This window comes from Campylobacter sp. IFREMER_LSEM_CL2101, from assembly GCF_025771825.1.
Taxonomy (GTDB): Bacteria; Campylobacterota; Campylobacteria; order Campylobacterales; family Campylobacteraceae; genus Campylobacter_D; species Campylobacter_D lari_C.
Genome location: NZ_JAKMQZ010000004.1, coordinates 1 through 21,332, shown reverse-complemented (window position 1 = coordinate 21,332; position 21,332 = coordinate 1). Strand labels below are relative to the sequence as shown.

General features: G+C 29.8%; 22 protein-coding genes. 16 read left to right on the top strand and 6 right to left on the bottom strand.

What is annotated here, in order from left to right:
* Nucleotides 1-25 precede the first annotated feature (25 nt).
* From selA to L8V88_RS03430, 4 genes are read left to right on the top strand one after another with little or no spacing between them, the layout of a single operon-like run.
* A complete protein-coding gene (selA, locus tag L8V88_RS03445) occupies nucleotides 26-1,357 on the top strand; it encodes an L-seryl-tRNA(Sec) selenium transferase (protein ID WP_263726801.1) in 1,332 nt (443 codons plus the stop codon).
* The gene (gene selB / locus L8V88_RS03440; RefSeq protein ID WP_263726800.1) at nucleotides 1,350-3,155 is read left to right on the top strand and encodes a selenocysteine-specific translation elongation factor; all 1,806 of its coding nucleotides are present in this window, start codon (nucleotides 1,350-1,352) and stop codon (nucleotides 3,153-3,155) included. Before selA ends, selB begins: the two co-directional genes overlap by 8 nt.
* Before the next feature lie 52 nt (nucleotides 3,156-3,207).
* Nucleotides 3,208-3,921, top strand: coding sequence for a thioredoxin fold domain-containing protein (locus L8V88_RS03435; RefSeq protein ID WP_039642184.1), 714 nt, complete (start codon nucleotides 3,208-3,210; stop codon nucleotides 3,919-3,921).
* Complete coding sequence (locus L8V88_RS03430) at nucleotides 3,908-4,435, top strand: hypothetical protein (RefSeq protein ID WP_214125005.1); 528 nt, start codon at nucleotides 3,908-3,910, stop codon at nucleotides 4,433-4,435. The genes L8V88_RS03435 and L8V88_RS03430 overlap by 14 nt, the downstream gene beginning before the upstream one ends.
* A gap of 22 nt (nucleotides 4,436-4,457) precedes the next feature.
* Here L8V88_RS03430 and gdhA read toward each other — a convergent pair whose 3' ends face one another.
* From gdhA to gltX, 4 genes are all read right to left on the bottom strand, one after another.
* Complete coding sequence (gene gdhA, locus L8V88_RS03425) at nucleotides 4,458-5,825, bottom strand: NADP-specific glutamate dehydrogenase (RefSeq protein ID WP_080750165.1); 1,368 nt, start codon at nucleotides 5,823-5,825, stop codon at nucleotides 4,458-4,460.
* Nucleotides 5,826-5,837: 12 nt separating this feature from the next.
* Nucleotides 5,838-6,503 carry a 6-amino-6-deoxyfutalosine synthase gene (locus L8V88_RS03420; RefSeq protein WP_039626949.1) on the bottom strand — a complete coding sequence of 222 codons (666 nt, stop codon included), beginning with the start codon at nucleotides 6,501-6,503 and terminating at the stop codon, nucleotides 5,838-5,840.
* 248 nt (nucleotides 6,504-6,751) lie between these two features.
* Nucleotides 6,752-7,987, bottom strand: a complete 1,236-nt coding sequence (locus L8V88_RS03415) for a malate oxidoreductase (RefSeq protein WP_039628903.1) — start codon at nucleotides 7,985-7,987, stop codon at nucleotides 6,752-6,754.
* Nucleotides 7,987-9,378 carry a glutamate--tRNA ligase gene (gene gltX / locus L8V88_RS03410; RefSeq protein ID WP_263726796.1) on the bottom strand — a complete coding sequence of 464 codons (1,392 nt, stop codon included), beginning with the start codon at nucleotides 9,376-9,378 and terminating at the stop codon, nucleotides 7,987-7,989. Before gltX ends, L8V88_RS03415 begins: the two co-directional genes overlap by 1 nt.
* A gap of 64 nt (nucleotides 9,379-9,442) precedes the next feature.
* Between gltX and L8V88_RS03405 the strand changes: the two genes are divergently transcribed.
* Nucleotides 9,443-10,270 carry a peptidylprolyl isomerase gene (locus tag L8V88_RS03405; protein ID WP_263723824.1) on the top strand — a complete coding sequence of 276 codons (828 nt, stop codon included), beginning with the start codon at nucleotides 9,443-9,445 and terminating at the stop codon, nucleotides 10,268-10,270.
* Between the two features lie 18 nt (nucleotides 10,271-10,288).
* Here L8V88_RS03405 and L8V88_RS03400 read toward each other — a convergent pair whose 3' ends face one another.
* Nucleotides 10,289-11,620 (bottom strand): acetyl-CoA carboxylase biotin carboxylase subunit, encoded by a 1,332-nt coding sequence (locus tag L8V88_RS03400; RefSeq protein ID WP_039619123.1) that lies wholly within the window; start codon nucleotides 11,618-11,620, stop codon nucleotides 10,289-10,291.
* A gap of 1 nt (nucleotide 11,621) precedes the next feature.
* A complete protein-coding gene (accB, locus tag L8V88_RS03395) occupies nucleotides 11,622-12,071 on the bottom strand; it encodes an acetyl-CoA carboxylase biotin carboxyl carrier protein (RefSeq protein ID WP_039626958.1) in 450 nt (149 codons plus the stop codon).
* A 130-nt stretch (nucleotides 12,072-12,201) separates the two neighbouring features.
* Between accB and dcd the strand changes: the two genes are divergently transcribed.
* The 11 genes from dcd to L8V88_RS03340 are packed head-to-tail and all read left to right on the top strand — an operon-like array spanning nucleotide 12,202 to nucleotide 21,295.
* Nucleotides 12,202-12,762 carry a dCTP deaminase gene (gene dcd / locus L8V88_RS03390; RefSeq protein WP_012661997.1) on the top strand — a complete coding sequence of 187 codons (561 nt, stop codon included), beginning with the start codon at nucleotides 12,202-12,204 and terminating at the stop codon, nucleotides 12,760-12,762.
* Between the two features lie 50 nt (nucleotides 12,763-12,812).
* Complete coding sequence (pseB, locus tag L8V88_RS03385; RefSeq protein WP_263726795.1) at nucleotides 12,813-13,820, top strand: UDP-N-acetylglucosamine 4,6-dehydratase (inverting); 1,008 nt, start codon at nucleotides 12,813-12,815, stop codon at nucleotides 13,818-13,820.
* Nucleotides 13,817-14,947 (top strand): UDP-4-amino-4,6-dideoxy-N-acetyl-beta-L-altrosamine transaminase, encoded by a 1,131-nt coding sequence (gene pseC / locus L8V88_RS03380; protein ID WP_263726793.1) that lies wholly within the window; start codon nucleotides 13,817-13,819, stop codon nucleotides 14,945-14,947. The genes pseB and pseC overlap by 4 nt, the downstream gene beginning before the upstream one ends.
* A 4-nt stretch (nucleotides 14,948-14,951) precedes the next feature.
* On the top strand, nucleotides 14,952-16,211 hold the full coding sequence (locus L8V88_RS03375) for a DUF4910 domain-containing protein (RefSeq protein ID WP_263726954.1): 1,260 nt from the start codon (nucleotides 14,952-14,954) through the stop codon (nucleotides 16,209-16,211).
* Nucleotides 16,208-16,990 carry an AAC(3) family N-acetyltransferase gene (locus L8V88_RS03370; RefSeq protein ID WP_263726792.1) on the top strand — a complete coding sequence of 261 codons (783 nt, stop codon included), beginning with the start codon at nucleotides 16,208-16,210 and terminating at the stop codon, nucleotides 16,988-16,990. Before L8V88_RS03375 ends, L8V88_RS03370 begins: the two co-directional genes overlap by 4 nt.
* Before the next feature lie 2 nt (nucleotides 16,991-16,992).
* Nucleotides 16,993-17,229, top strand: coding sequence for an acyl carrier protein (locus L8V88_RS03365; protein ID WP_263726791.1), 237 nt, complete (start codon nucleotides 16,993-16,995; stop codon nucleotides 17,227-17,229).
* Entirely contained in the window at nucleotides 17,216-18,106 is an 891-nt protein-coding gene (locus tag L8V88_RS03360) for a class I SAM-dependent methyltransferase (protein WP_263726789.1), read from the top strand. The genes L8V88_RS03365 and L8V88_RS03360 overlap by 14 nt, the downstream gene beginning before the upstream one ends.
* Nucleotides 18,103-18,507, top strand: a complete 405-nt coding sequence (locus tag L8V88_RS03355) for a VOC family protein (protein WP_263726787.1) — start codon at nucleotides 18,103-18,105, stop codon at nucleotides 18,505-18,507. The genes L8V88_RS03360 and L8V88_RS03355 overlap by 4 nt, the downstream gene beginning before the upstream one ends.
* Nucleotides 18,504-20,027, top strand: a complete 1,524-nt coding sequence (locus L8V88_RS03350) for an HAD-IIIC family phosphatase (protein WP_263726786.1) — start codon at nucleotides 18,504-18,506, stop codon at nucleotides 20,025-20,027. Before L8V88_RS03355 ends, L8V88_RS03350 begins: the two co-directional genes overlap by 4 nt.
* On the top strand, nucleotides 20,017-21,084 hold the full coding sequence (locus L8V88_RS03345; RefSeq protein WP_263726784.1) for a beta-ketoacyl-ACP synthase III: 1,068 nt from the start codon (nucleotides 20,017-20,019) through the stop codon (nucleotides 21,082-21,084). Before L8V88_RS03350 ends, L8V88_RS03345 begins: the two co-directional genes overlap by 11 nt.
* A complete protein-coding gene (locus L8V88_RS03340; RefSeq protein WP_214100219.1) occupies nucleotides 21,077-21,295 on the top strand; it encodes an acyl carrier protein in 219 nt (72 codons plus the stop codon). Before L8V88_RS03345 ends, L8V88_RS03340 begins: the two co-directional genes overlap by 8 nt.
* The last annotated feature ends 37 nt before the right edge of the window (nucleotides 21,296-21,332 follow it).

The following is a 21,332-nucleotide window of genomic DNA, read 5'->3' as shown; positions in this document are numbered from 1 at the left end:
TACTAATTTATTCTTAAGGTTTAAGATGAACAAATTTAGAAATTTTCCACCCATAAACACGCTTATAAACGATGAAAACTTGGCTAATTATCCTTTGTATTTAAGATCTCATTTTGCAAAAATAGTTGTTTCAAATTGTAAAAAAGAACTAAGTAAAAATGAAAATTTAAATTTTAGCTTGCAAGATTTGCTAAGTAAAATTGCTCAAAGTATTGATGAGTTTTTAAATATACAAAGTCAAAGTTTGATCAATGCTACTGGAGTTATCATACATACTAATCTTGGTCGTAGCATTATTGATGAGAGTATTTTTGAAAGAACTAAAGAAATCATCTGCTCTTATTCAAATTTAGAGTTTAACATGCAAAGTGGCAAAAGAGGCTCAAGGTATGACGCACTTAGTGCGAATTTAAAAATATTATTTGATTGTGAAGATTGCTTGGTTGTTAATAATAACGCTTCAGCTGTATTTTTAATCTTAAACACCTTAGCAAAAAATGAAGAAGTTATTACTTCAAGAAGTGAGTTAGTTGAGATTGGGGGAAATTTTAGAATTCCTGAAGTTATGCTAGCAGCTGGAGTTAAACTAAAAGAAATAGGCACGACTAATAAAACTCATCTGTACGATTATGAAAAAGCTATCAATGAAAATACTAAGATGATTTTAAAAACTCATCGCTCTAATTTTGCTTTTAAAGGATTTTTTGAAGAGGTAAGTTTAGGTGAAATTCATGCTTTAACAAAAAAGAAAAAACTCATATCTTATTATGATTTGGGTGCTGGCTGGTGTGAAAAAATTAATAAACAACTTAGTAAAAACGAGCCAAGCGTAAAAGAGCTTTTAAAACATTGTGATATTTTAAGTTTTAGTGGTGATAAGCTTTTTGGCTCTACGCAAGCAGGCATTATACTTGGAAAGAAAAAATACATTCAACAATTAAAGAAAAATCAACTTCTAAGAATGCTAAGGGTTGATAAAATCACTCTAGCTTTTTTAAATGAAACTACCAAAGCTTACTTAGAAAAAGAATATGAAAAAATTCCTACACTAAAACTTTTAAATGATGATTTAAAAACCATAGAAAAAAAGGCTCTTTTTGTCAAAGAAAAAATTCCTATTAAATGTGAGTTAAAAACTTCTAAAAGTTTAGTAGGCGGTGGCTCTATGCCTGATAAAAGCTTAGATACTTTTGTGCTAAGTTTTGATGAAAAAGCTTTGCTTTTACAAGAAAAATTTAGAAAAAAAAGAGTGATTGGTCGTGTTGAAAATGGGCATTTTGTGCTAGATTTTAGAAGTATTTTAGAAAAAGATTTAAACCGTTTAATCCACGCTATCAAAGAGGTATTTCATGCATAGTATCATCATAGGCACTGCTGGGCATATTGACCATGGTAAAACTTCGCTTATAAAAGCTTTAAATGGTTTTGAAGGTGATGATTTAAAAGAAGAGCAAGAAAAAGGTATTACGATTAATCTTAGCTTTTCAAATTTAAAAAGTGAAAATTTAAATATTGCTTTTATCGATGTGCCTGGGCATGAAAGTTTGATTAAAACTATGATAAGTGGTGCTTTTGGCTTTAGAGTGTGTATGTTTGTCATAGATATAAACGAGGGTTTAAAGGCTCAAAGTATAGAGCATTTAAGGGTTTTGGAATTTTTAGGCGTAAAAGATGTGATGCTTATTTTGAGTAAGGTTGATTTATGTAAAAATTTAGCACAAAAGCAAACAGAGCTTTTAAAAGAATTAAAAGCCTTTAAAATCAATATCTTAAAAGTTTTTCCAACAAGCATTTATGATGAGCAAAGTATATTAAATTTAAAAAACTATCTACTTAGTTTAAAGCCTAAAGAAAATGATGAAAATTTGATTTTTAGATACTACATTGATAGGGTTTTTTCTTTAAAAGGTATAGGAACGGTAGTAACAGGGAGCTTAAATGAAGGAAAAATCAGCAAAAATGAAAAAATATTTTGCCTTGAAAATCAAAAAGATATCATTGTAAAAAATATACAAATTCATGAAGAAAATGTTTTAGAAGCAAAAGCTTATAATAGAGTTGCTTTGAGTTTAAATTGTGATTATCATGAGTTAAAAAAAGGCTATGTATTAAGTAAAAAAGGTGTTTTTAAAAGCTTTAAAAGTATCGATGGGGTTGTTTTTAATACAGAGATTAAACACGGAAGTATTTTAGAATTTTGTAGTGGCTCAAAAAAGCTTAATGCAAAAATTAGTGTAATCAAAGAATTTGAAGATAAAACTTATATTAGTTTAGAGTTTGATAAAAACTTACCTTTGTGTTTTGATGATAAATTCATCTTGCTTGAAAATGGGCGTATTAAAAGTGGTGGTGTGGTATTAAATGCAGTGAGTGAGCCTTTAAAAAAAGATATAAAAGCTAAGTATTTAACACTTTTAGAACAAAATGATTTTAAAAAAGTATTTGAGTTTTTAAAACAAACTCACAAACTTGGCTTTGGCTTACTTTCAAGCTATCAACGCTTTAAACTCACTCATGAGCAAGCCTTAAACTTAGCAAAAAGTTTAGATCATGTTTTTGTCGATGAGCAAGCTTTAAATGTATACGATCTAAATGCTATGCAAACTTTGAAAGAATTTATTGATTTTATTTTCTCTAAAAATCCTTATGCTTTAATCTCGCCTCATTCTATCGCCTTAAGGCTTAGCTGGGCAAGTGAGAGTTTTTGTGCTTATATACTCAAGCAAATGCAAGAAAAATTAGATTTTAAAGATGGCATATGGTTTTTAAAAGGACAAAATTTTGAAAAATTACAAGAAAAGGCTCATTGTGAGCTTTATGAAATTTTAAAAAAAGAAGGTATAAAACCTACCGCACCTTATAATCTTTATGAATATTTAGAACTTGATAGGAAAAATGGAGATCTTATCTTAAAAAAACTCACTAAAGAAAACAAAGTCAAAAGATTAGCACATAATCTTTTTATAGAAAAAAATGCCCTTGAAAATCTCATGCAAGAGTTTTTAAAGCTTTTACAAAATCATCATTTAGATGTCGCTTTTGTAAAAAATCATTTTCAAATTTCAAGAAAATACGCCATAGCTTATTTAGAATACCTTGATAAAAACTATCCTCAAGTGATAAAAATCGAGGAAAAAAGAATGCTAAAAGTCTAAGTGTTAAAATTTACATTTTATAATTGATAAAAATTTAAATTAAAGGAAAAAAATGAAAAAATCTCTAGCTCTTTTAACTCTTGCTAGCTCTTTATTTGCTGCAAGTAATGAAGAAATTATTAATTTTTTTAAGAAAAATCCAAATTTATCAAATGCAAATATTAGTGTTTCTAGTAGAGAAAAAATTCCTGATACTAACTTTGAAGCTGTGATAGTTAATTTTGAAATTAGTGGTAAAAATTTCCAAGAAATCGTTTTTACTCAAGATAATATCATCACAACCGAAGTAATTGATGTAAAAAAAGGTGAGTTTTATTCTCAAGTTTATCAAGCAAAACTCATGGAAAAACAACAAGCTGAATTTTCAAAAAAAGCTCTAGTGGAACTTAAAAAAGAAAAAATGTTTGTTTCTTTAGGCGATAAAAACAAACCTTTACTTTATGTATTTAGCGATCCTGAATGTCCATATTGTAGAATGCATTTAGATAAGATAGAAGAAACACTAAAAACTCATCAAGTTAAATTTATCTTAACCCCTATCCATGATACTAGTGCTTTTGAAAAATCTGCATTAATTTATAAAGAAAGTAAAAATGCTAAAGATGATGCACAAAAAATTGCTATCATGAAAAAATACTATGATAAAAATTTAAAAGATTATAAAAAACCTAGTGAAGCTGAGGTTAAAGCAGTAAGAGAAACTTTCGCAAAATACTCTAAACTTGGTCTTCGTGCCGTACCAACCATAATCGATGCTCAAAAATAATCTTTTCTTGCTTGTGTTTGCACTATTTTTAAGTGCTTGCACAGGCCCTATGCAAACTTTTATCCAAACAAATAATGAGGGTATTTTCCTACATGCTAATAAAAATCAAAGTTTTTCTTTACACATCAATAATCCTTCAAAACTAAACACAAATTTAGAAGCTAAGCTCACTCAAAAATTACAAAATTTGGGATTGGTTTTAGATAATACTCAAAGTGATTATAAAATTTATATCAATATAGTAGATTTTAAAAAATTTTCTTATGCACAAAGACTAATTGCTTCTAATGCGAGATTTTTTTATAATGACTTTGATAAAATAGATGATGTTTTTGAAATGGAAGTAGAAAATTACTATCTTTTGCAAGTTAATTTACAAATTAGCTCCAAAAACTCTACTCAAAGCACCTCGCTTTTAGCAAGAACTGCTTATCTTAGCAATATAGACAGAGCCAAAGAATCTTTAGAAGAAAAAATTGCTAATCAAATAACAAGCTTTTTTTATATGCATTAAAGATGGCATTTAAGCCATCTTTTTAAATATAACCATGATCAATCATCGCATCAGCCACTTTTTTAAAGCCTGCTATGTTTGAACCTACTACTAAATTTCCTTCATGATTATAAGCTTTTGCACACTCGTATGAATTTTCAAAAATATTTTTCATAATCTTATGCAATTTTGCATCAACTTCCTCAAAACTCCATTGACACATACTTGCGTTTTGCTGCATTTCAAGTTGAGAAGTCGCTACACCGCCTGCATTTGCAGCCTTAGCTGGAGCAAATAAAAAGTCTTTTTGATTTAACATAAAATCAATCGCTTCAAGTGTGCTTGGCATATTAGCTCCCTCTGCTACCATACGACAACCATTGTGATATAAGGTTTTAATATCTTCTAAATTTAACTCATTTTGCGTAGCGCTTGGAAAAGCTATATCACAAGGTATGCTCCATACTCCATTACAACCTTGTTTATACGCGCTTTTTGGAGTAAAAATAGCACCTTTTTTAAGCGCTGCATAATCACTCACTCTAGCTCTTTTTACTTCTTTAATTTCTTTTAATAAATCTAAATCTATTCCATCTTTATCATAAACAAATCCATCGCTATCGCTTATTGTGATTGCTTTTGCACCAAGTTGATGTAATTTTTCTATGGTATAAATTGCCACATTTCCACTACCTGAAACTGCGCACTCTTTTCCTTCTAATGCATTGTTATATTTTGCTAGCATTTCTTGAGTAAAATACACGCAACCATATCCTGTTGCTTCTGTTCTTGCTAAACTTCCACCCCATGGAATTTTCTTTCCCGTTAAAGTTCCATCAAAATTAGAGCTAATTTTCTTATAAGCTCCAAACATATATCCAATTTCCCTAGCACCAACCCCTATATCACCCGCTGGCACATCAGTGCTTGCGCCTATGATTTTTGAAAGTTCAGCCATAAAAGCTTGACAAAAACGCATAATTTCTGCTTCGCTTTTACCTTTAGGATCAAAATTTGCTCCACCTTTAGCACCACCTATCATCAAACCCGTTAAAGAGTTTTTGAAAATTTGCTCAAAACCTAAAAATTTCAAAACATCCAAATTCACACTAGGATGAAATCTAATCCCACCTTTATAAGGACCTAAACTAGAATTAAACTGCACTCTATAGCCAAAATGCGTTTGAGCTTTACCCGCATCATTGATATATACAACTCTAAATATAGTTGTTTTTTCAGGCATTACAATACGCTCTAATATTGCATGATCTTGATAGGTTTTATTAGATTCAAGTAAAGGTTCTAAAGAATTTAATACCTCAGTTGCTGCTTGAAAAAATATAGGTTGTCTTGGGGAAATTGTTTGAATTTTTTCTAAAGTTTCATTGATATATTGTTTAGCCATACTCATAAATTGTCCTTTTTATAGTATCTTGCTGTTTGTTTTAGCTAAAAATTTTTTTAGCGCCATTTGCTCCTTTGTTCCTATTTTGTAATAAATTAGCTTTAAATATGCGCTAATTTCCTTTTGAGAAAGATTTCTTGATTTAGAATAATCTAGCAAAATATATTGCGGAATGAAAATTTTACTTTTTGTGAAATTTTTCATCATTTTTTTATAAATAGAAAAATTTTTAACACAAGAAAAACGTGCAAAAACAAAAGGTAATTTTGTTTTTTCATACCATAATTCACACAAATCAATATAATCTTTTGGATTTTGCAAATAAAGTTTTAAAGCCTTATCACCGATGATAACCTCCCCTTTTTGCTTTAAAACTTTTGCAAGAGCATTAGAAGTTGCAGAACTTGCATCTTCTTTGCTTTGAGAATGTTTTTTCACTAAAACGCTTTTTACCTTTTTGCTTGCGCAAATTCCCACATTTAAGGTTTTGTATTTTTTTCTACGACTTTCAATACTTGAAATAATCGCTGCGTCAATGCGTCTAAAATACAAATGGCGATTTAGCTTACTAGGAACCCCTTTTTTGTATTCTGTAGTTTGCTTAACATAGCTAGGAAAAGCTGTTTTTTTAAGATAGATATGCAAAGGGAGTAAATTAAGATAATCTATCTTTCCAAAAACCATCTTAGCCTTTCTATGATTAAGTATTAGTATCCTATAAAAAAATATCTTAAATATAAATTAATTTAATTAAAAATATAATCAATACTAAAATTTATATCAAAATTTAACATTTATTGTAAAAAATTATTTTGTAATCTTAGATTATTAAGTAAAAAATTAAAATAATAGAAAAGTCAAATTGAAAGATTAAAAATAAAAATTAAGTTTTATTCAAAAAAATATTTTAAATAAAACTTAATCTATAAAAACTATTGTAAGCTTGCTAGATATTTTTGATAGTCAAATTCTTTTACCAAAGCCACTCCATCTTCAACCGCAGCTTTTGCCACAGCAGCACTAACTACAGCTTTTACCCTGCTATCAAATGGTTTTGGTATCACATAATCTCTACCAAAGCTAAGCTCTTCTACTCCATAAGCTTGTTTTACCTCATCAGTTACTTCAAGCTTAGCTAAATCAGCCAAAGCTTTAGCAGCAGCTACTTTCATATTTTCAGTGATTTTAGTCGCTTTTACATCCAAGGCTCCTCTAAAAATAAAAGGAAAACCTAAAACATTGTTAATTTGATTTGGATAATCACTTCTACCTGTTCCAACTATAGCATCATTTCTAACCCTTTTAACATCTTCAGGCATTACTTCAGGCACAGGATTAGCTAGTGCAAAAATCACAGGATCTTTAGCCATACTTAAAATCATCTCATCATCTAAAATCTTAGGTGCGCTTAAACCCAAAAACACATCAGCACCTTTTAAGGCCTCTCTTAAAGTACTATCTTTGGTATCGCTTACAAATTCTAGTTTGTATTTATTTAAATCATCTCTTTGGGTATTAATCACACCTTTACTATCTACTAAAACGATATTTTTAACCCCTAAATTTCTATACATTCTAGCACTTGCAATACCTGCTGCACCCGCACCACTTACTACTACTTTAATATCTTCAAATTTTTTACCACTAATTTCCATAGCATTCATTAATCCTGCTGTAGAAATGATTGCTGTACCATGTTGATCATCATGCATTACAGGAATTCCAAGATCTTGCAAAGCAGCTTCTATTTCAAAGCATTTTGGTGCTGAAATATCTTCTAAATTAATTCCTCCAAAGGTAGGTGCTATAGCTTTACAAAATGTAACAATCTCATCTACACTATGAGCATTAATTTCTAAATCATAAGCATTAACATTAGCAAATTTTTTAAACAGACAAGCCTTTCCTTCCATCACAGGCTTACTTGCGCTTGCTCCTATATTGCCAAGTCCCAAAACCGCGCTACCATCACTTACTATGGCAACTAAATTAGCTTTATTAGTGTATTTATAAGCCAAAGTTTCATCTTTTGCTATCTCAACACAAGGTTCAGCAACCCCTGGAGAATAAGCTAAAGACAAATCATGCGCACTATCCATAGGCTTTCTAGCAATAATATCTACTTTACCACCTAGGTGGTACTCTAAAGCCTCTTCTTTTAAATTCATTATTTCTCCTTCATGTAAGTTAGTAAATTTTCTATTCTAAGCTTAGCTTTTTGCACTCCTAAAAATTCTAATACTTCAAATATACTAGGACTTACCGAACTTCCAGTAAGTGCAATGCGTATAGCTTGAGCTAGATCTTTTAACTTAAGATTATTTTCTTCTAAGAATTGATTAGTTAATTCTTCAAATTCGCAAGCATTTTTTTGCTCATTTAAAACCATAGCGTATTTTTCCAAATAAGTTAAATTTGTTACATTAAGAAATTTATCTACAGCCTTTTGATCGTATTCTTTTGGGTCATTTAGTAACACTTTAGCCCCACTAATAATATCATGTAAGGTTTTAGCTCTCTCTCTTAACATATCTAGCAAAAAGCCTGCTTTTTCATACTGACTCAAATCAAAACCTAAATCTTTTAATTGTCTATTGATTTCTTCAAAAGGTAAAGTTTTAATATAATGAGCATTAAGCCATTCTAGCTTTTTAAAATTATAACAAGAAGCACTTTTATTAATATGATTTGGATCAAAAAGCTCTTGCATACTTTCTAAAGAAAAAATTTCATCATCGCCATGACTCCAACCAAGACGCACTAAAAAATTTAGTAGGGCTTGAGGTAAAATCCCCATATTTTTATACTCCATCACATCAGTTGCTCCATGACGCTTAGAAAGTTTTTTACCATCTTCACCATGTATCATAGCCACATGATAAAATTTAGGAATTTTAAAGCCTAGTGCCTCATAAAGAACGATTTGTTTTGGGGTATTTGATAAATGATCATCCCCTCTTATAACATCACTCACACCCATTAGTGCATCATCAATTACAACAGTTAAATTATAAATTGGGCTACCATCGCTTCTTGCAATTACAAAATCATCTAAAATATCTTCAGCCTTAAAACTAACCTCGCCTTTAATACCATCTATAAATTTGATCTCTCCACTTTGTGGTGCTTTTATACGCACTACAGGCTCAATACCACTTGGGGGAGTTCCTTTAAAATCTCTATATCTACCATCATATTTTGGGCGCTCTTTGGCTGCTTCTTGCTTAGCTCTTAACTCATCAAGCTCTTCTTTGCTCATATAACAATAATAAGCCTTACCCTCATCTAGTAATTTTTGAATGTATTTTTTATAAATTTCAAATCTTTGGGATTGATACTCAATCGTCCCATCATAATCAAGCCCACACCATTTAAATGCTTCTATAATAGCTTGTGTAGCTTCTTGTGAATTTCTTTTTAAATCCGTATCTTCAATACGCAATAAAAATTTACCCTTATTTTTTCTTGCATAAAGATAATTATATAAAGCCGTTCTAAGCCCTCCTATGTGCAAATATCCTGTTGGAGAAGGAGCAAAACGCGTTGTGATTTCTTGCATATTTTTACCTTTTTTAAATTTTTATTGTTATAATGCTATATTTACACTTAAATAAAGGTTTTATATGAGAAAATTTTTAATATCTTGTTGTTTTGCTGCAAATATTTTATATGCTCAAACCCTTGGTGGCGTAGCAATGGTAGTAGAAAATCAACCTATTACTCTTTATGATATAGAACAAACCATGAAAGAATTAAAAACCAACGATAGACAAAAAGCTATAGCATTTTTAGTAGATGATAAAATTCAACAAAGTGAAGCTAAAAAACTAGGAATTTATGTAAGTACTTTTGAACTTAATGAAAAATTAGCCCAAATAGCAAAAGGCAATAAAACTGACATTAATGGTTTGCAAGCAAAGATAGAAAAAGACGGTTTAAGTTTTGAAGTTTTTAAAAACAAGATTAAAAAAGATCTTGAAAGAGAAAAACTTTATAGAAGTATAATGCAAAATGCAAAAATCAATATCGATGATGAAACACTAAAACATTTTTATGAAAGCAATCTTGATAAATTTAGCACTTTTTCAAATATAGACTTAGTTGTTTATAATTCTACTAATCCAGAACTTTTACAACAGCTTGCACAAAATCCTATGTATAAAAATTCTCAAATTAAATCAAAAGCCATTAGTTTAAACGCAGCTAGCATAGATCCAAGATTACTTGCTTTGTTAAATAATACCAAAATAGGAGAATTTACTCCGGTATTAAATGGCGAAAATGCTTATATAGTGTATTTTGTAAAAGAAAAATATGGTAAAAATCCTATCGAATTTGACTTAATCAAAGATCAAGTTAGCAATGTCTACACCCTAACCCAAAGAGAACAAGCCTTAAAAAATCATCTTGATAAAATAAGAGCAAATGCCCATATAGAAGAATTAAGATAGGTTTAAAACCTATCTTAATTAATGTCTTGAAAGATAATTTGTATCATAATTATTATTGATAAAATCTGCATTATCCATCATCGCTAAATGAAAATCTTTTGTTGTTTTAATCCCACCTACGATAAGCTCTTGCAAGGCTATTTTCATTTTAGCTATAGCTGTGTTTCTATCTTCTCCCCAAACGACTAATTTTCCAATCATAGAATCATAATAAGGAGGTACGCTATAATCTTGATAACAATGGCTTTCCATTCTTACATTGCGTCCTGCTGGAGCTACGTATTTTGTGATTTTACCTGGACAAGGTAAGAAAGTTTTAGAATCTTCGGCAGTGATTCTACATTCTATAGAATGGCCTTTAAGTTTAATTTCTTCTTGTTTTGGCAAAGGATACCCTTCTGCTACTTTAATCATAAGTTCGATAATATCCACCCCACTTACCATCTCACTCACACAATGCTCAACTTGCAAGCGCGTATTCATCTCGATAAAATAAAAATCTAAATTTTTATCCACTAAAAACTCAAAAGTTCCCGCACCCTCATAATCAATAGCCTTAGCAGCTTTTACTGCTGTTTCATGAAGTCTTGCTCTTGTTTTTTCATCTAGTAAAATTGCAGGAGATTCTTCTATAAGCTTTTGATGGCGTCTTTGCATAGAGCAATCTCTCTCACCCAAATGTATCACATTACCAAAGCTATCTCCTATGATTTGCACTTCTATGTGACGTGGATTTTGGATATATTTTTCCATATACATAGTGCCATCACCAAAAGCACTCATAGCTTCACTTTCTGCTGACCAATAAGCTTTTTCCAAATCTTTTTCATCTTCAACTACACGCATACCACGGCCACCACCACCTGCTGCTGCTTTTAAAATCACAGGATAGCCTATTTCTTTAGCAAGTTTTTTAGCTGCTTCAACCCCACCTAAAGCTCCATCGCTTCCTGGGATTACAGGCACGCCTGCTCTTTGCATTACTTGTTTTGCTTTGCTTTTATCACTCATTAGTGCCATAGCAGCTACTGAAGGGCCTATGAATTTGATGTTGTGTTTTGCACAAATTTCAACAAAATTTTGATTTTCACTTAAAAATCCATATCCTGGAAAAATCGCATCCGCTTCGCTAATTTCAGCTGCACTAATAATAGCTGGGATATTTAAATAGCTTTCTGAACTTCTAGCATTTCCTATACAAATACTCGCATCAGCATATTTTAAATACAAAGCATCTTTATCTGCAGTAGAATACACACAAATTGCTTTTTTTCCCATTTCTTTTACAGTTCTTAAAGCTCTTAATGCAATTTCTCCACGATTTGCTATTAAAACTTTTTTAATTTCCATTTTATAATTTCTCCACCACAAATAAAGGCATACCAAATTCTACAGGCTGACCATCTGCAACTAATACTTCTACTATCCTACAATCATATTCAGCTTCGATTTCATTCATGATTTTCATTGCTTCAATAATTGCTATAGTACTTCCTTTTTTAATAGTTTGTCCTGCTTTAGCAAAAGGTGCTGCACCCGGGCTTGGAGCTTGATAGAAAGTACCTACCATAGGACTGTTGATAGTTGGTTTATTAGAAGAGTTTGAGCTTGCTTTGGTTTCATTAACTACATTTACGTTAATTGGTTGTGGAGCTGGAGCAACAGGAGCTGGAGCTGGTAATTCACAACACATATCTCTTTCAAGTTCTATTTCAAATCCATCTTGTTCTTTTATTTTAATCTTGCTTATATTTGCTTCTGCAAAAAGTTGCATTAGTTCTTTGATTTCTTCTTTTGTCATATATTCTCCTTGTTTATAAGACTTAATTTATAATTATATATAAAAATACTAAAAATAACTTCAATTATTTATTTTTTACTTTTATTTTAAGATATAATTTAAAAATTCACTTTAATTATAAAGGACAAAAATGGGCTTAAAAGCAGATAATTGGATCAAAAAAATGGCATTAGAGCACAATATGATAGAGCCATTTTGTGAAGCAAATATAGGTAAAGGTATAGTTAGTTATGGGCTTTCAAGCTATGGATATGATATAAGAGTTGGAAGAGAATTTAAGATTTTTACTAATGTAAATTCCACTGTTGTAGATCCTAAAAATTTTGTAGAGGAAAATGTAGTAGATTTTGTAGGCGATGTATGTATAGTACCTGCAAATTCTTTCGCGCTTGCAAGAACGGTTGAGTATTTTAAAATGCCAAATGATGTTTTAGCAATTTGTCTTGGCAAAAGCACTTATGCAAGATGTGGCATTATAGTAAATGTAACTCCTTTTGAGCCAGGTTTTGAAGGACATATCACTATAGAAATTTCAAACACAACCCCACTACCTGCTAAAATTTATGCTAATGAGGGTATAGCTCAAGTTTTATTTTTACAAGGAGATGAACCTTGTGATGTAACATATGCTGATAAAAAGGGTAAATACCAAGCTCAAACAGGTATAACTTTACCAAGAATTTTAAAATAATTTTATTTTCAGCCGATATAAAAACTTAGTCAAGTAATAGGAAAATAAATATGTTTAATGGAAAAAGCATTTTAATCACCGGTGGTACAGGAAGTTTTGGAAAAACTTATACTAAAACTTTACTTCAAAAATACAAACCCAAAAAAATCATCATTTATTCAAGAGATGAGTTAAAACAATTTGAAATGGCAAGAGAATTTAATGATGATTGTATGCGTTATTTTATAGGCGATGTAAGAGATAAAGAAAGACTGAGTATAGCAATGAAAGATGTTGATTTTGTTATCCATGCAGCTGCTATGAAACATGTACCAATTGCAGAATATAATCCAATGGAATGTATAAAAACTAATATCCATGGAGCACAAAATGTAATCGATGCGTGTTTGGAAAATAATGTAGAAAAATGTATCGCTCTTTCAACCGATAAAGCATGTAATCCTATTAATTTATACGGAGCTACAAAGCTTGCAAGTGATAAGCTTTTTGTAGCAGCAAACAACATTGCAGGAAATTCTCATACTAAATTTAGCGTTACAAGATATGGCAATGTAGTGGGCTCAAGAGGCTCTGTCATACCATTTTTTAAAAAGCTAATCAATGAAGGTGCTAAAGAGCTTCCTATCACAGATGAGAGAATGACAAGATTTTGGATATCTTTAGAAGATGGGGTTAATTTTGTGCTGAATAATTTTGCCTATATGCATGGAGGGGAAATTTTCGTACCAAAAATTCCTTCTATGAAAATCGTTGATTTAGCTAAAACCATGGCTCCTAATTTAACTCATAAAATCATAGGTATAAGAGCGGGTGAAAAACTACATGAAATTATGATTTCAAGTGATGATAGTCATTTAACTTATGAATTTGAAAATTATTATGCTATTAGTCCAAGTATTCAATTTAATAACATTAATGTTGATTTTAGCATAAATGCAAAAGGGCAAAAGGGCAAAAAAGTTTCTAATGGCTTTTCTTATAGCTCAGATAATAATCCATCATGGATTAGCCAAGAAGAGCTTTTAAATATAATAAATCATACAGAGCTTGAAAAATGATAACTTATTCTCATCAAAATATCGACGAGCAAGACATACAAGTAGTTTGCGAGGCTTTAAAAGATGATTTTTTAACCGGTGGAAGAAAGGTTGAAGAATTTGAACAAGCCCTTTGTGAATATGTAGGTGTAAAATATGCTTGCGTGCTAAATTCAGCTACTTCTGCTTTACACCTTGCGTATTTATCTTTAGATGTAAAAGATAAAATTGTCTTAACAACCCCCATTACCTTTGCTGCAACTGCAAATGCAGCTTTAATGGCAGGTGCTAGGGTTGAGTTTATAGATGTAAAAAGTGATGGAAATATTGATGAGAAAAAACTTGCTTTAAGATTAAGCCAAGATAGCTCTAATATAGGAGCAATTTGCGTGGTTGATTTTGCGGGAAATAGCGTAGAAATGGATGAAATTTTAGCCTTAGCTAAACAATATAATATCCCACTAATAGATGATGCAAGTCATGCTCTAGGTGCTACTTATAAAAATCAAAAAGTAGGTTCTATGGGGGATTTGAGCATATTTTCTTTTCATCCGGTTAAACCTATCACAACCTTTGAGGGTGGTGCGGTTGTTAGCAATGATGAGGAATTAATCTCAAAAATCAAGCTTTTAAGAAGTCATGGCATAGTCAAAAAAAGGCTTTGGGATAGTGATATGATTGAACTAGGCTATAATTATCGCTTAAGTGATGTTGCTTGTGCTTTAGGTATAAACCAACTTAAAAAACTTGACAATATGCTAGAAAAAAGAGAAATCATCACAAGTTTTTATGATAAAGAATTTGAAAAAAATCCTTATTTTAGCACTATAAAAATCAAAGATTATAAAAAAAGCTCAAGACATTTATACCCTATTTTGCTTTTTCCTGAATTTTATTGCCAAAAAGAGATTATTTTTGAAAAATTATTAAATTTAGGCATAGGTGTACAAGTGCATTATAAGCCAACTTATGAGTTTAGTTTTTATAAAAATTTATATGGAAATTTATTTTTAGAAAATGCGGATAATTTTTATAAAGCCGAGCTTAGCATACCTGCTCATCAAGAAATGAGTCTAAAAGAAGCGCAATTTGTTAAAGATAGTTTATTTAAGATCTTAGAAGAAACTAAAAAGGCTTGTTGTGAGTAAAAGTATGCATGAGCTAGCTTGTGAGCTTTTTCCTATATGCAGAAGTATCACTGGGAAAGGCTTTAGACAAAGCTTAAAAATACTTGATGAAGCTATGGGTGGGAGTATATTAAAAATTCACTCTATAGCAAGTGGAAGTAAAGTATTTGACTGGGAGGTGCCTGCTGAATGGGAGATAAACAATGCTTATATCATCACTCCAGATGGAGAAAAAATTTGTGATTTTAAGCAAAATAATCTTCATGTATTAAACTATAGCACAGGCATAGACACAGAGCTTAATCTAGCAAGCTTACAAGAACATCTTTACTCTATAGAGGATATGCCTGATGCCATACCTTATGTGACAAGCTATTATAAAAGGCGTTGGGGTTTTTGCATAAAACATGAAGATAGAATTAAACTAAAAGAAGGAAAATATAAAGTTTTCATAGATGCAAAGCACCATGAAAATGGGGTTTTAAACTATGCTGACTTACTCATACCTAGCACGCAAGAAACAAAAGATGAAATTTTAATCTCTACTTACCTTTGTCATCCATCTATGGCAAATAACGAGTTAAGTGGTCCTGTGGTAGCTGTATTTTTAGTTAAATGGCTTTTAGAGCTCAAAGAGAGAAAATATAATTATCGTTTTGTTTTTGCTCCTGAAACTATAGGAAGTATAGTTTATCTTAGCAAGCACTTAAAACATTTACAAAAACACACTAAAGCAGGTTTTGTACTCTCTTGCATAGGTGATGATAATGCTTACTCACTCATTCACACTCCAAGTGAAAATACCCTAGCAGACAAAGTAGCTTTGCACACTTTAAAAGTTAAAAATAATTTTAAAGAATTTAGTTTTTTATATAGAGGTGGCAACGAAAGACAGTTTTGTTCTCCTTTAGTAAATTTACCCATAGTTTGTGTATGTAGGACTAGATTTGGTGATTATAAAGAATACCACACTAGCAAGGATGATTTAAATTTCATCAGCGAAGAAGGATTGCAAGGTGGCTTAAAAGCCATGCAAGAAATCATTATGAATTTAGAAGCGAATGAAATTTATCAAATCACAACTTTTTGTGAACCAAATTTAGGCAAAAGAGGATTATATCATACTTTAAATCAAGGAATTACCAAAAAACCAATCTCAGCTGATTTTCTAGCCTTTTGTGATGGTAAAAATGATGTTTTAGATATAACCTCAAAGCTAAATATACAAGCTTATGAATTAAAAGATTTAATAGAAAAATTAAAATTTCACGGATTAATAAAATGAAATATTTCTTAGAACACAATGATAAAAAATACTCTAATGTTGACCTAATAGAAGCTTTTAAAAAACTTGGCATCAAAAAAGGCGATATTTTATGTGTGCATACTGAACTTTTTAATTTTGGCACACCCTTACTTCCTAGAAATGAATTTTTACAAACTATATTAGATTGTTTTTTTGAAGTCATAGACAAAGAAGGTACTTTAATCATGCCTACATTCACTTATAGCTTTTGTAAAAATGAAGTTTATGATAAATTAAATTCTCCAACTAACATGGGTGCTTTAAATGAATATTTTCGCAAACAAGCAGGGGTAAAACGCACCAATGATCCTATATTTTCCTTTGCTATAAAAGGAGCCAAAGAAGAATTGTTTTTAAAGGACACTACAAGTTGTTTTGGAGAAAATTGTGTGTATGATATTTTAACACAAGAAAATGGAAAATATATACTTTTTGGAAGCACTACAGGACACACTCTAACTCATTATATCGAAGAAGAATACCGAGTAGATTACAGATATTTTAAAGATTTTCACGGAAAAATAATAGACGAACAAAACAGAATGCATGATAAAAAAATAAAATTTTATGTTAGACATTTAGATAAAAAATCTTTACCAAATGTCGATAATATAAACTATATTACTAAAAAAACAAAAAATTTTATATACGAAAATTTTGGTGGTGCAACTATATGTTTATTTCATACAAAAGAATACAAAGAAGCGATAAAAAATGCTCTTGATGAAGATAAAAATATTTTTATATTACAGGATTAATCATGGAAAATAAATTTTATGAAATTTTAGAAAATATACTAGAAGTAAAAGTTGATGAAAACTCAAATTTAAACATACAAAATTGTAAAAATTGGACTTCTTTAAATCATATTGATATAATCATGAGCTTAGAAGAAGAATTCGAAGTCAAATTTAGCAAAGATGAATTAAGTCAGCTAAAATCACAAAATGAGCTTTTGCAAGCTATCAAATCAAAGGTAAAAAATGAAAAATATTAAAAACTTATTTGAGTTAATAGCTATAAAAAATCCAATTCACGCAAAATATTTAAATAAAATCAGTCTAACAAATGAAGACGAAATAGAATTTGAAAATCTCATTTCATATTATCTTCAAAATAATATTTCTTTACAAGAGCAGTGCGAATGCTATTTAACTATACTTAATGACACTTTAGAAGAAACAAAATATTTCATAGAAAATAACTCATACAGATATAAAAGTTTTGAAGAAGTAAAAGATAAAGTCTATTTTAATGAAACTTATATGAAAAAATACATGATAGGGCTTGCACTTTCATCTTATATTTGGATTGCTCATATAAAAGTTAGAAAGTATTTTGAAAATTACCTTCAATCAAAAAGCAAACATGATAATTATTTTGAAATAGGTCCAGGACATGGAGAATTTTTTACTAAAGCTGTTAAAAGTTTAAAATTTAATTATTATTTAGGTTTAGATTTGTCCCCTACTAGTTGTGAATTGACAAAAAATATGGTGGAAAATCAAGTTAAAAATTTAATTAATAATTGTGAATTTTTATGTAAAGATTTTTTTCAATTTCAATTTCACAAAAAGGCTGATTTAATAGTAATTGGAGAAGTTTTAGAACATGTTGAGCAACCTTTAGAATTTTTAAAAAGAGCAAAAGACTTATTAAATGATGAAGGTGAAATTTTCGCAACCATACCTATCAACGCACCTGCAATTGATCATATATACTTATTTACACATCCAAATGAAATTTTTGAAATGGCAAAAGAAGCAAATTTAAAAATAAAACAATATGAATGTTTTATGGCAAATGACTATTCTTTAGAAAAAGCTTTGAAATTTAAAAATGCTATAACTATGGCTGTGGTATTTGAAAAATGAATTTAAATTTACCAATCCACCATATAGGTGTAGCATGTAAATCTTTAGAAAATGAAAGAAAAATATTTGAAAAGCTAGGTTTTATTAAAGAAGCTGAATTTATAGACGAACAACAGGGAGTAAAAGGAGAATTTATTATTCCAAAAAATAACTTATTTCCTCAATATCGCTTTGAACTTTTATCAAATTTAAATGAAAAAGGTGTATTAGATAGTTATTTGAAAAATAAAACTAAAATGTATCATATAGCTTATGAAAGCAAAAATATAGAGCAAGATTTATCTTTACTTTTAAATGATGGTTTGATAGTTGTTGATATAATGAAAGCAAGTTATTTTGCAAAACTTTGCTTTGTGATGATGAGTAATAATTTATTGATAGAATTGGTAGAGCTAAAATGAATCTTTTTTCACCAAATTTAAAAAGAAATGATCTCATAAAATTTAGCAAAGAAAATCATCATAAAAAAATTACTATCAATGTTTTTAGAAATCACTCTTTTGAAGTGATTTCAAGCATACTAAATGCATTTTTATCTTTTAGCAGATTAAAGGCTGAATTTAACATAAGCTCTTATGATGATAGTTTAAGTTATGATAATTTTCAAAAAGCAGATTTAAACATCATATTTATAGATTTAAATAATTATAAAAAAAATGTAGATGATTTTATCAAAGAAAAAATACAAGAACTATCAAGCATTAGCAACGCTCCTATCATCACACTTTTACTTGGCGATACAAGCTTAAAAGAATATAGTATTTGTGAAATACTAAAGCCCTTTTTAGATGAAAATCTCATCATAGATGATAGTAATTTTGAAATAAATGCAAGCAGACTTAGCAATAAAGCTTGTGTAAAATTAGCCCAAATTCTAGGACTAAAAATCCTACCTAGCTTTTTACAACCAACTTTAAAAGCAATCATCATAGATCTTGATAATACATTATACCAAGGAATTTTAGGTGAAGATGGCATTGAAAATCTTGCTTTATCTGGCAATCATAAAGCCTTGCAAAGTGAGCTTTTAAATTTAAAAAATCAAGGTTTTTTACTCGCCATTGCTTCAAAAAACGAAGAAAAAGATGTAAAAAAACTTTTTTCACAAAGAAAAGACTTTTTATTACAACTTGATGATTTTAGTATGATCAAGGCTAATTGGAAAAGTAAAGACGAAAATATTAAAGAAATTGTAAATTTTTTTAATATAGCTTTTGATAGTGTGTTGTTTATTGATGATAATATAGCCGAAATTGAAAATGTATCACACCTTCATATTAATACCTTACTAGCTGATGAAAATAGTGCTTATAGTTTAAAGCTCTATCCTAGACTTTTAAAAACAAGCTTTAGCAAGGAAGATGAGTTAAGAAGTGCTGATATTAAAGCAAATTTACAAAGACAAGAGCTTGGCAAGCTTAGCTCTAAAGAGTATTTTGAAAAATTACAAATTTGTTTGAAATTTCATATCAACTATGCGAATGAACTTGAAAGAATTTCACAACTGCTTAATAAAACTAATCAATTTATATCAAATTACTCAAGATTAAGCTTTAAAGAGTGTGAAGAATTTATGCAAAAACATGCTATTTTGACTATAAGCATGAATGATAAATTAAGTGATAGTGGTATTATAGCAATTTTTGTAGCTTATAAAGATGAAACAAATTTAATCATAAAAGATCTTTGTATAAGTTGTAGAGCCTTAGGAAGAAAGCTTGAAAAAATTATGCTATATAAGGCTATAGAATTATTACACCTGCATTTTAATACAAAAGAATGTATTTTATACTTTCAAAAGGGCGAAAGAAATATGCCATTTTTAGAATTTTTATATAGTTTAAATGCAAATATAAAAGAAAATTTTGCTCTAATCCAAAAAGAAATGATAAATTACGAAGGACTTATAATTGAAAGCTAGTTTTAATAAAGCCAAAATAGCGGGCATAAGCGTTTGCGTGCCTAATAAATGCATAAATATAGATGATTGTTTGGAAGATGTTTTTCAAAATGATGCCAAAATGCTAAAAAGAATGAAAAAAATTTCAGGCATACAAGAAAGATTTATCGCTGATGAAAATATTAGCACAACAGATTTAGCCTATGAAGCAAGTATAAATTTATTTAAAATGCTTGATTTTGATAAAAATGAGCTTGATATGGTGATTTTTATTACACAAACACCTGATTTTTTTATGCCATCATGTGCAAACTATCTTCACAAACGATTAAATTTAAAGCCTCAAACCATAGCTTTTGATGTAAATCAAGCGTGTTCAGGGTATTTATATGGCTTATTTATAGCTTTTTCTTTTTTAGAAAATCAAAATGCAAAAAATATTTTATTAATTTGTGGTGATACTTTAAGTAAAACCATAAATCCTTTGAATACAAATTTAGCTCCAATCTTTGGCGATGGAGTAAGCGCAACACTCATAAGCTGTGCAAATGAAAAATCTTTTTTTAAGCTTTATTCTAATGGAGAAGGTTTTGATAAACTCATCATACCTAATAGAGCTTTTGCTAAACTTGATGAGAGTAAAAGCTCCAATAAAGAAATATTTCAAACCAATAAGCATAGAAGCTTAGATAATCTTTACATGGATGGGGCTGAAATTTTTAATCAAGCGCTTAATCTTGAGAGCCAAAGCATAAAAGAAATGCTTGATTTTTGTGAAAAAGATAAAGATGAAGTGGATTATTTTTTATTGCATCAATCCAATCAATTTTTAGTCGATTCTATTATAAATGATTTGGGTATTGATAGCTCTAAAGCACCAAATTTTTTGATGTCAAAATATGCTAATTTAAGTGCCTGCTCTTTACCTGCTTTACTTTGTGAAATACAAAAAAATGATTTTAGTGCTATTTTAAGTGCTTTTGGTGCTGGATATGCCTGGGGGAGTGCTTATATAAATTTTGATAAAAACTTTAAAACTGATACAATTTCAATTTATAAAGGAGAAAAAAATGACTAAAGAAGAATTACTAGAGGCTATTAGCGAAGCTATGCATATGGATGAAACACTAAAAGAAGATATGATTTTAGATGATATTGATGAATGGGATAGCTTAGCTTTTGTATCTATCATGGTATTATTTAAAAACTCACTTGGCAAGCAAATTAGCGGTGATGATCTTAAAAAATGTGAAAAAGTAAGCGATCTTTTAGCTTTAGCTGGTGTTTAAACAAATATTTGTTTAAACCCTTTCCACACTTAAAACA

What these genes read in the sequence shown, in the direction of transcription:
- selB (WP_263726800.1), top strand. Translation starts at nt 1,350, where the DNA reads ATGCATAGTATCATCATAGGCACTGCTGGGCATATTGACCATGGTAAA.
- L8V88_RS03365 (WP_263726791.1), top strand. Translation starts at nt 16,993, where the DNA reads ATGGAAAATAAATTTTATGAAATTTTAGAAAATATACTAGAAGTAAAA.
- L8V88_RS03435 (WP_039642184.1), top strand. Translation starts at nt 3,208, where the DNA reads ATGAAAAAATCTCTAGCTCTTTTAACTCTTGCTAGCTCTTTATTTGCT.
- dcd (WP_012661997.1), top strand. Translation starts at nt 12,202, where the DNA reads ATGGGCTTAAAAGCAGATAATTGGATCAAAAAAATGGCATTAGAGCAC.
- gdhA (WP_080750165.1), bottom strand. Translation starts at nt 5,825, where the DNA reads ATGAGTATGGCTAAACAATATATCAATGAAACTTTAGAAAAAATTCAA.
- pseC (WP_263726793.1), top strand. Translation starts at nt 13,817, where the DNA reads ATGATAACTTATTCTCATCAAAATATCGACGAGCAAGACATACAAGTA.
- gltX (WP_263726796.1), bottom strand. Translation starts at nt 9,378, where the DNA reads ATGCAAGAAATCACAACGCGTTTTGCTCCTTCTCCAACAGGATATTTG.
- L8V88_RS03375 (WP_263726954.1), top strand. Translation starts at nt 14,952, where the DNA reads ATGCATGAGCTAGCTTGTGAGCTTTTTCCTATATGCAGAAGTATCACT.
- accB (WP_039626958.1), bottom strand. Translation starts at nt 12,071, where the DNA reads ATGACAAAAGAAGAAATCAAAGAACTAATGCAACTTTTTGCAGAAGCA.
- L8V88_RS03400 (WP_039619123.1), bottom strand. Translation starts at nt 11,620, where the DNA reads ATGGAAATTAAAAAAGTTTTAATAGCAAATCGTGGAGAAATTGCATTA.
- L8V88_RS03415 (WP_039628903.1), bottom strand. Translation starts at nt 7,987, where the DNA reads ATGAATTTAAAAGAAGAGGCTTTAGAGTACCACCTAGGTGGTAAAGTA.
- L8V88_RS03360 (WP_263726789.1), top strand. Translation starts at nt 17,216, where the DNA reads ATGAAAAATATTAAAAACTTATTTGAGTTAATAGCTATAAAAAATCCA.
- L8V88_RS03350 (WP_263726786.1), top strand. Translation starts at nt 18,504, where the DNA reads ATGAATCTTTTTTCACCAAATTTAAAAAGAAATGATCTCATAAAATTT.
- L8V88_RS03430 (WP_214125005.1), top strand. Translation starts at nt 3,908, where the DNA reads ATGCTCAAAAATAATCTTTTCTTGCTTGTGTTTGCACTATTTTTAAGT.
- L8V88_RS03355 (WP_263726787.1), top strand. Translation starts at nt 18,103, where the DNA reads ATGAATTTAAATTTACCAATCCACCATATAGGTGTAGCATGTAAATCT.
- L8V88_RS03405 (WP_263723824.1), top strand. Translation starts at nt 9,443, where the DNA reads ATGAGAAAATTTTTAATATCTTGTTGTTTTGCTGCAAATATTTTATAT.
- L8V88_RS03370 (WP_263726792.1), top strand. Translation starts at nt 16,208, where the DNA reads ATGAAATATTTCTTAGAACACAATGATAAAAAATACTCTAATGTTGAC.
- selA (WP_263726801.1), top strand. Translation starts at nt 26, where the DNA reads ATGAACAAATTTAGAAATTTTCCACCCATAAACACGCTTATAAACGAT.
- pseB (WP_263726795.1), top strand. Translation starts at nt 12,813, where the DNA reads ATGTTTAATGGAAAAAGCATTTTAATCACCGGTGGTACAGGAAGTTTT.
- L8V88_RS03420 (WP_039626949.1), bottom strand. Translation starts at nt 6,503, where the DNA reads ATGGTTTTTGGAAAGATAGATTATCTTAATTTACTCCCTTTGCATATC.
- L8V88_RS03340 (WP_214100219.1), top strand. Translation starts at nt 21,077, where the DNA reads ATGACTAAAGAAGAATTACTAGAGGCTATTAGCGAAGCTATGCATATG.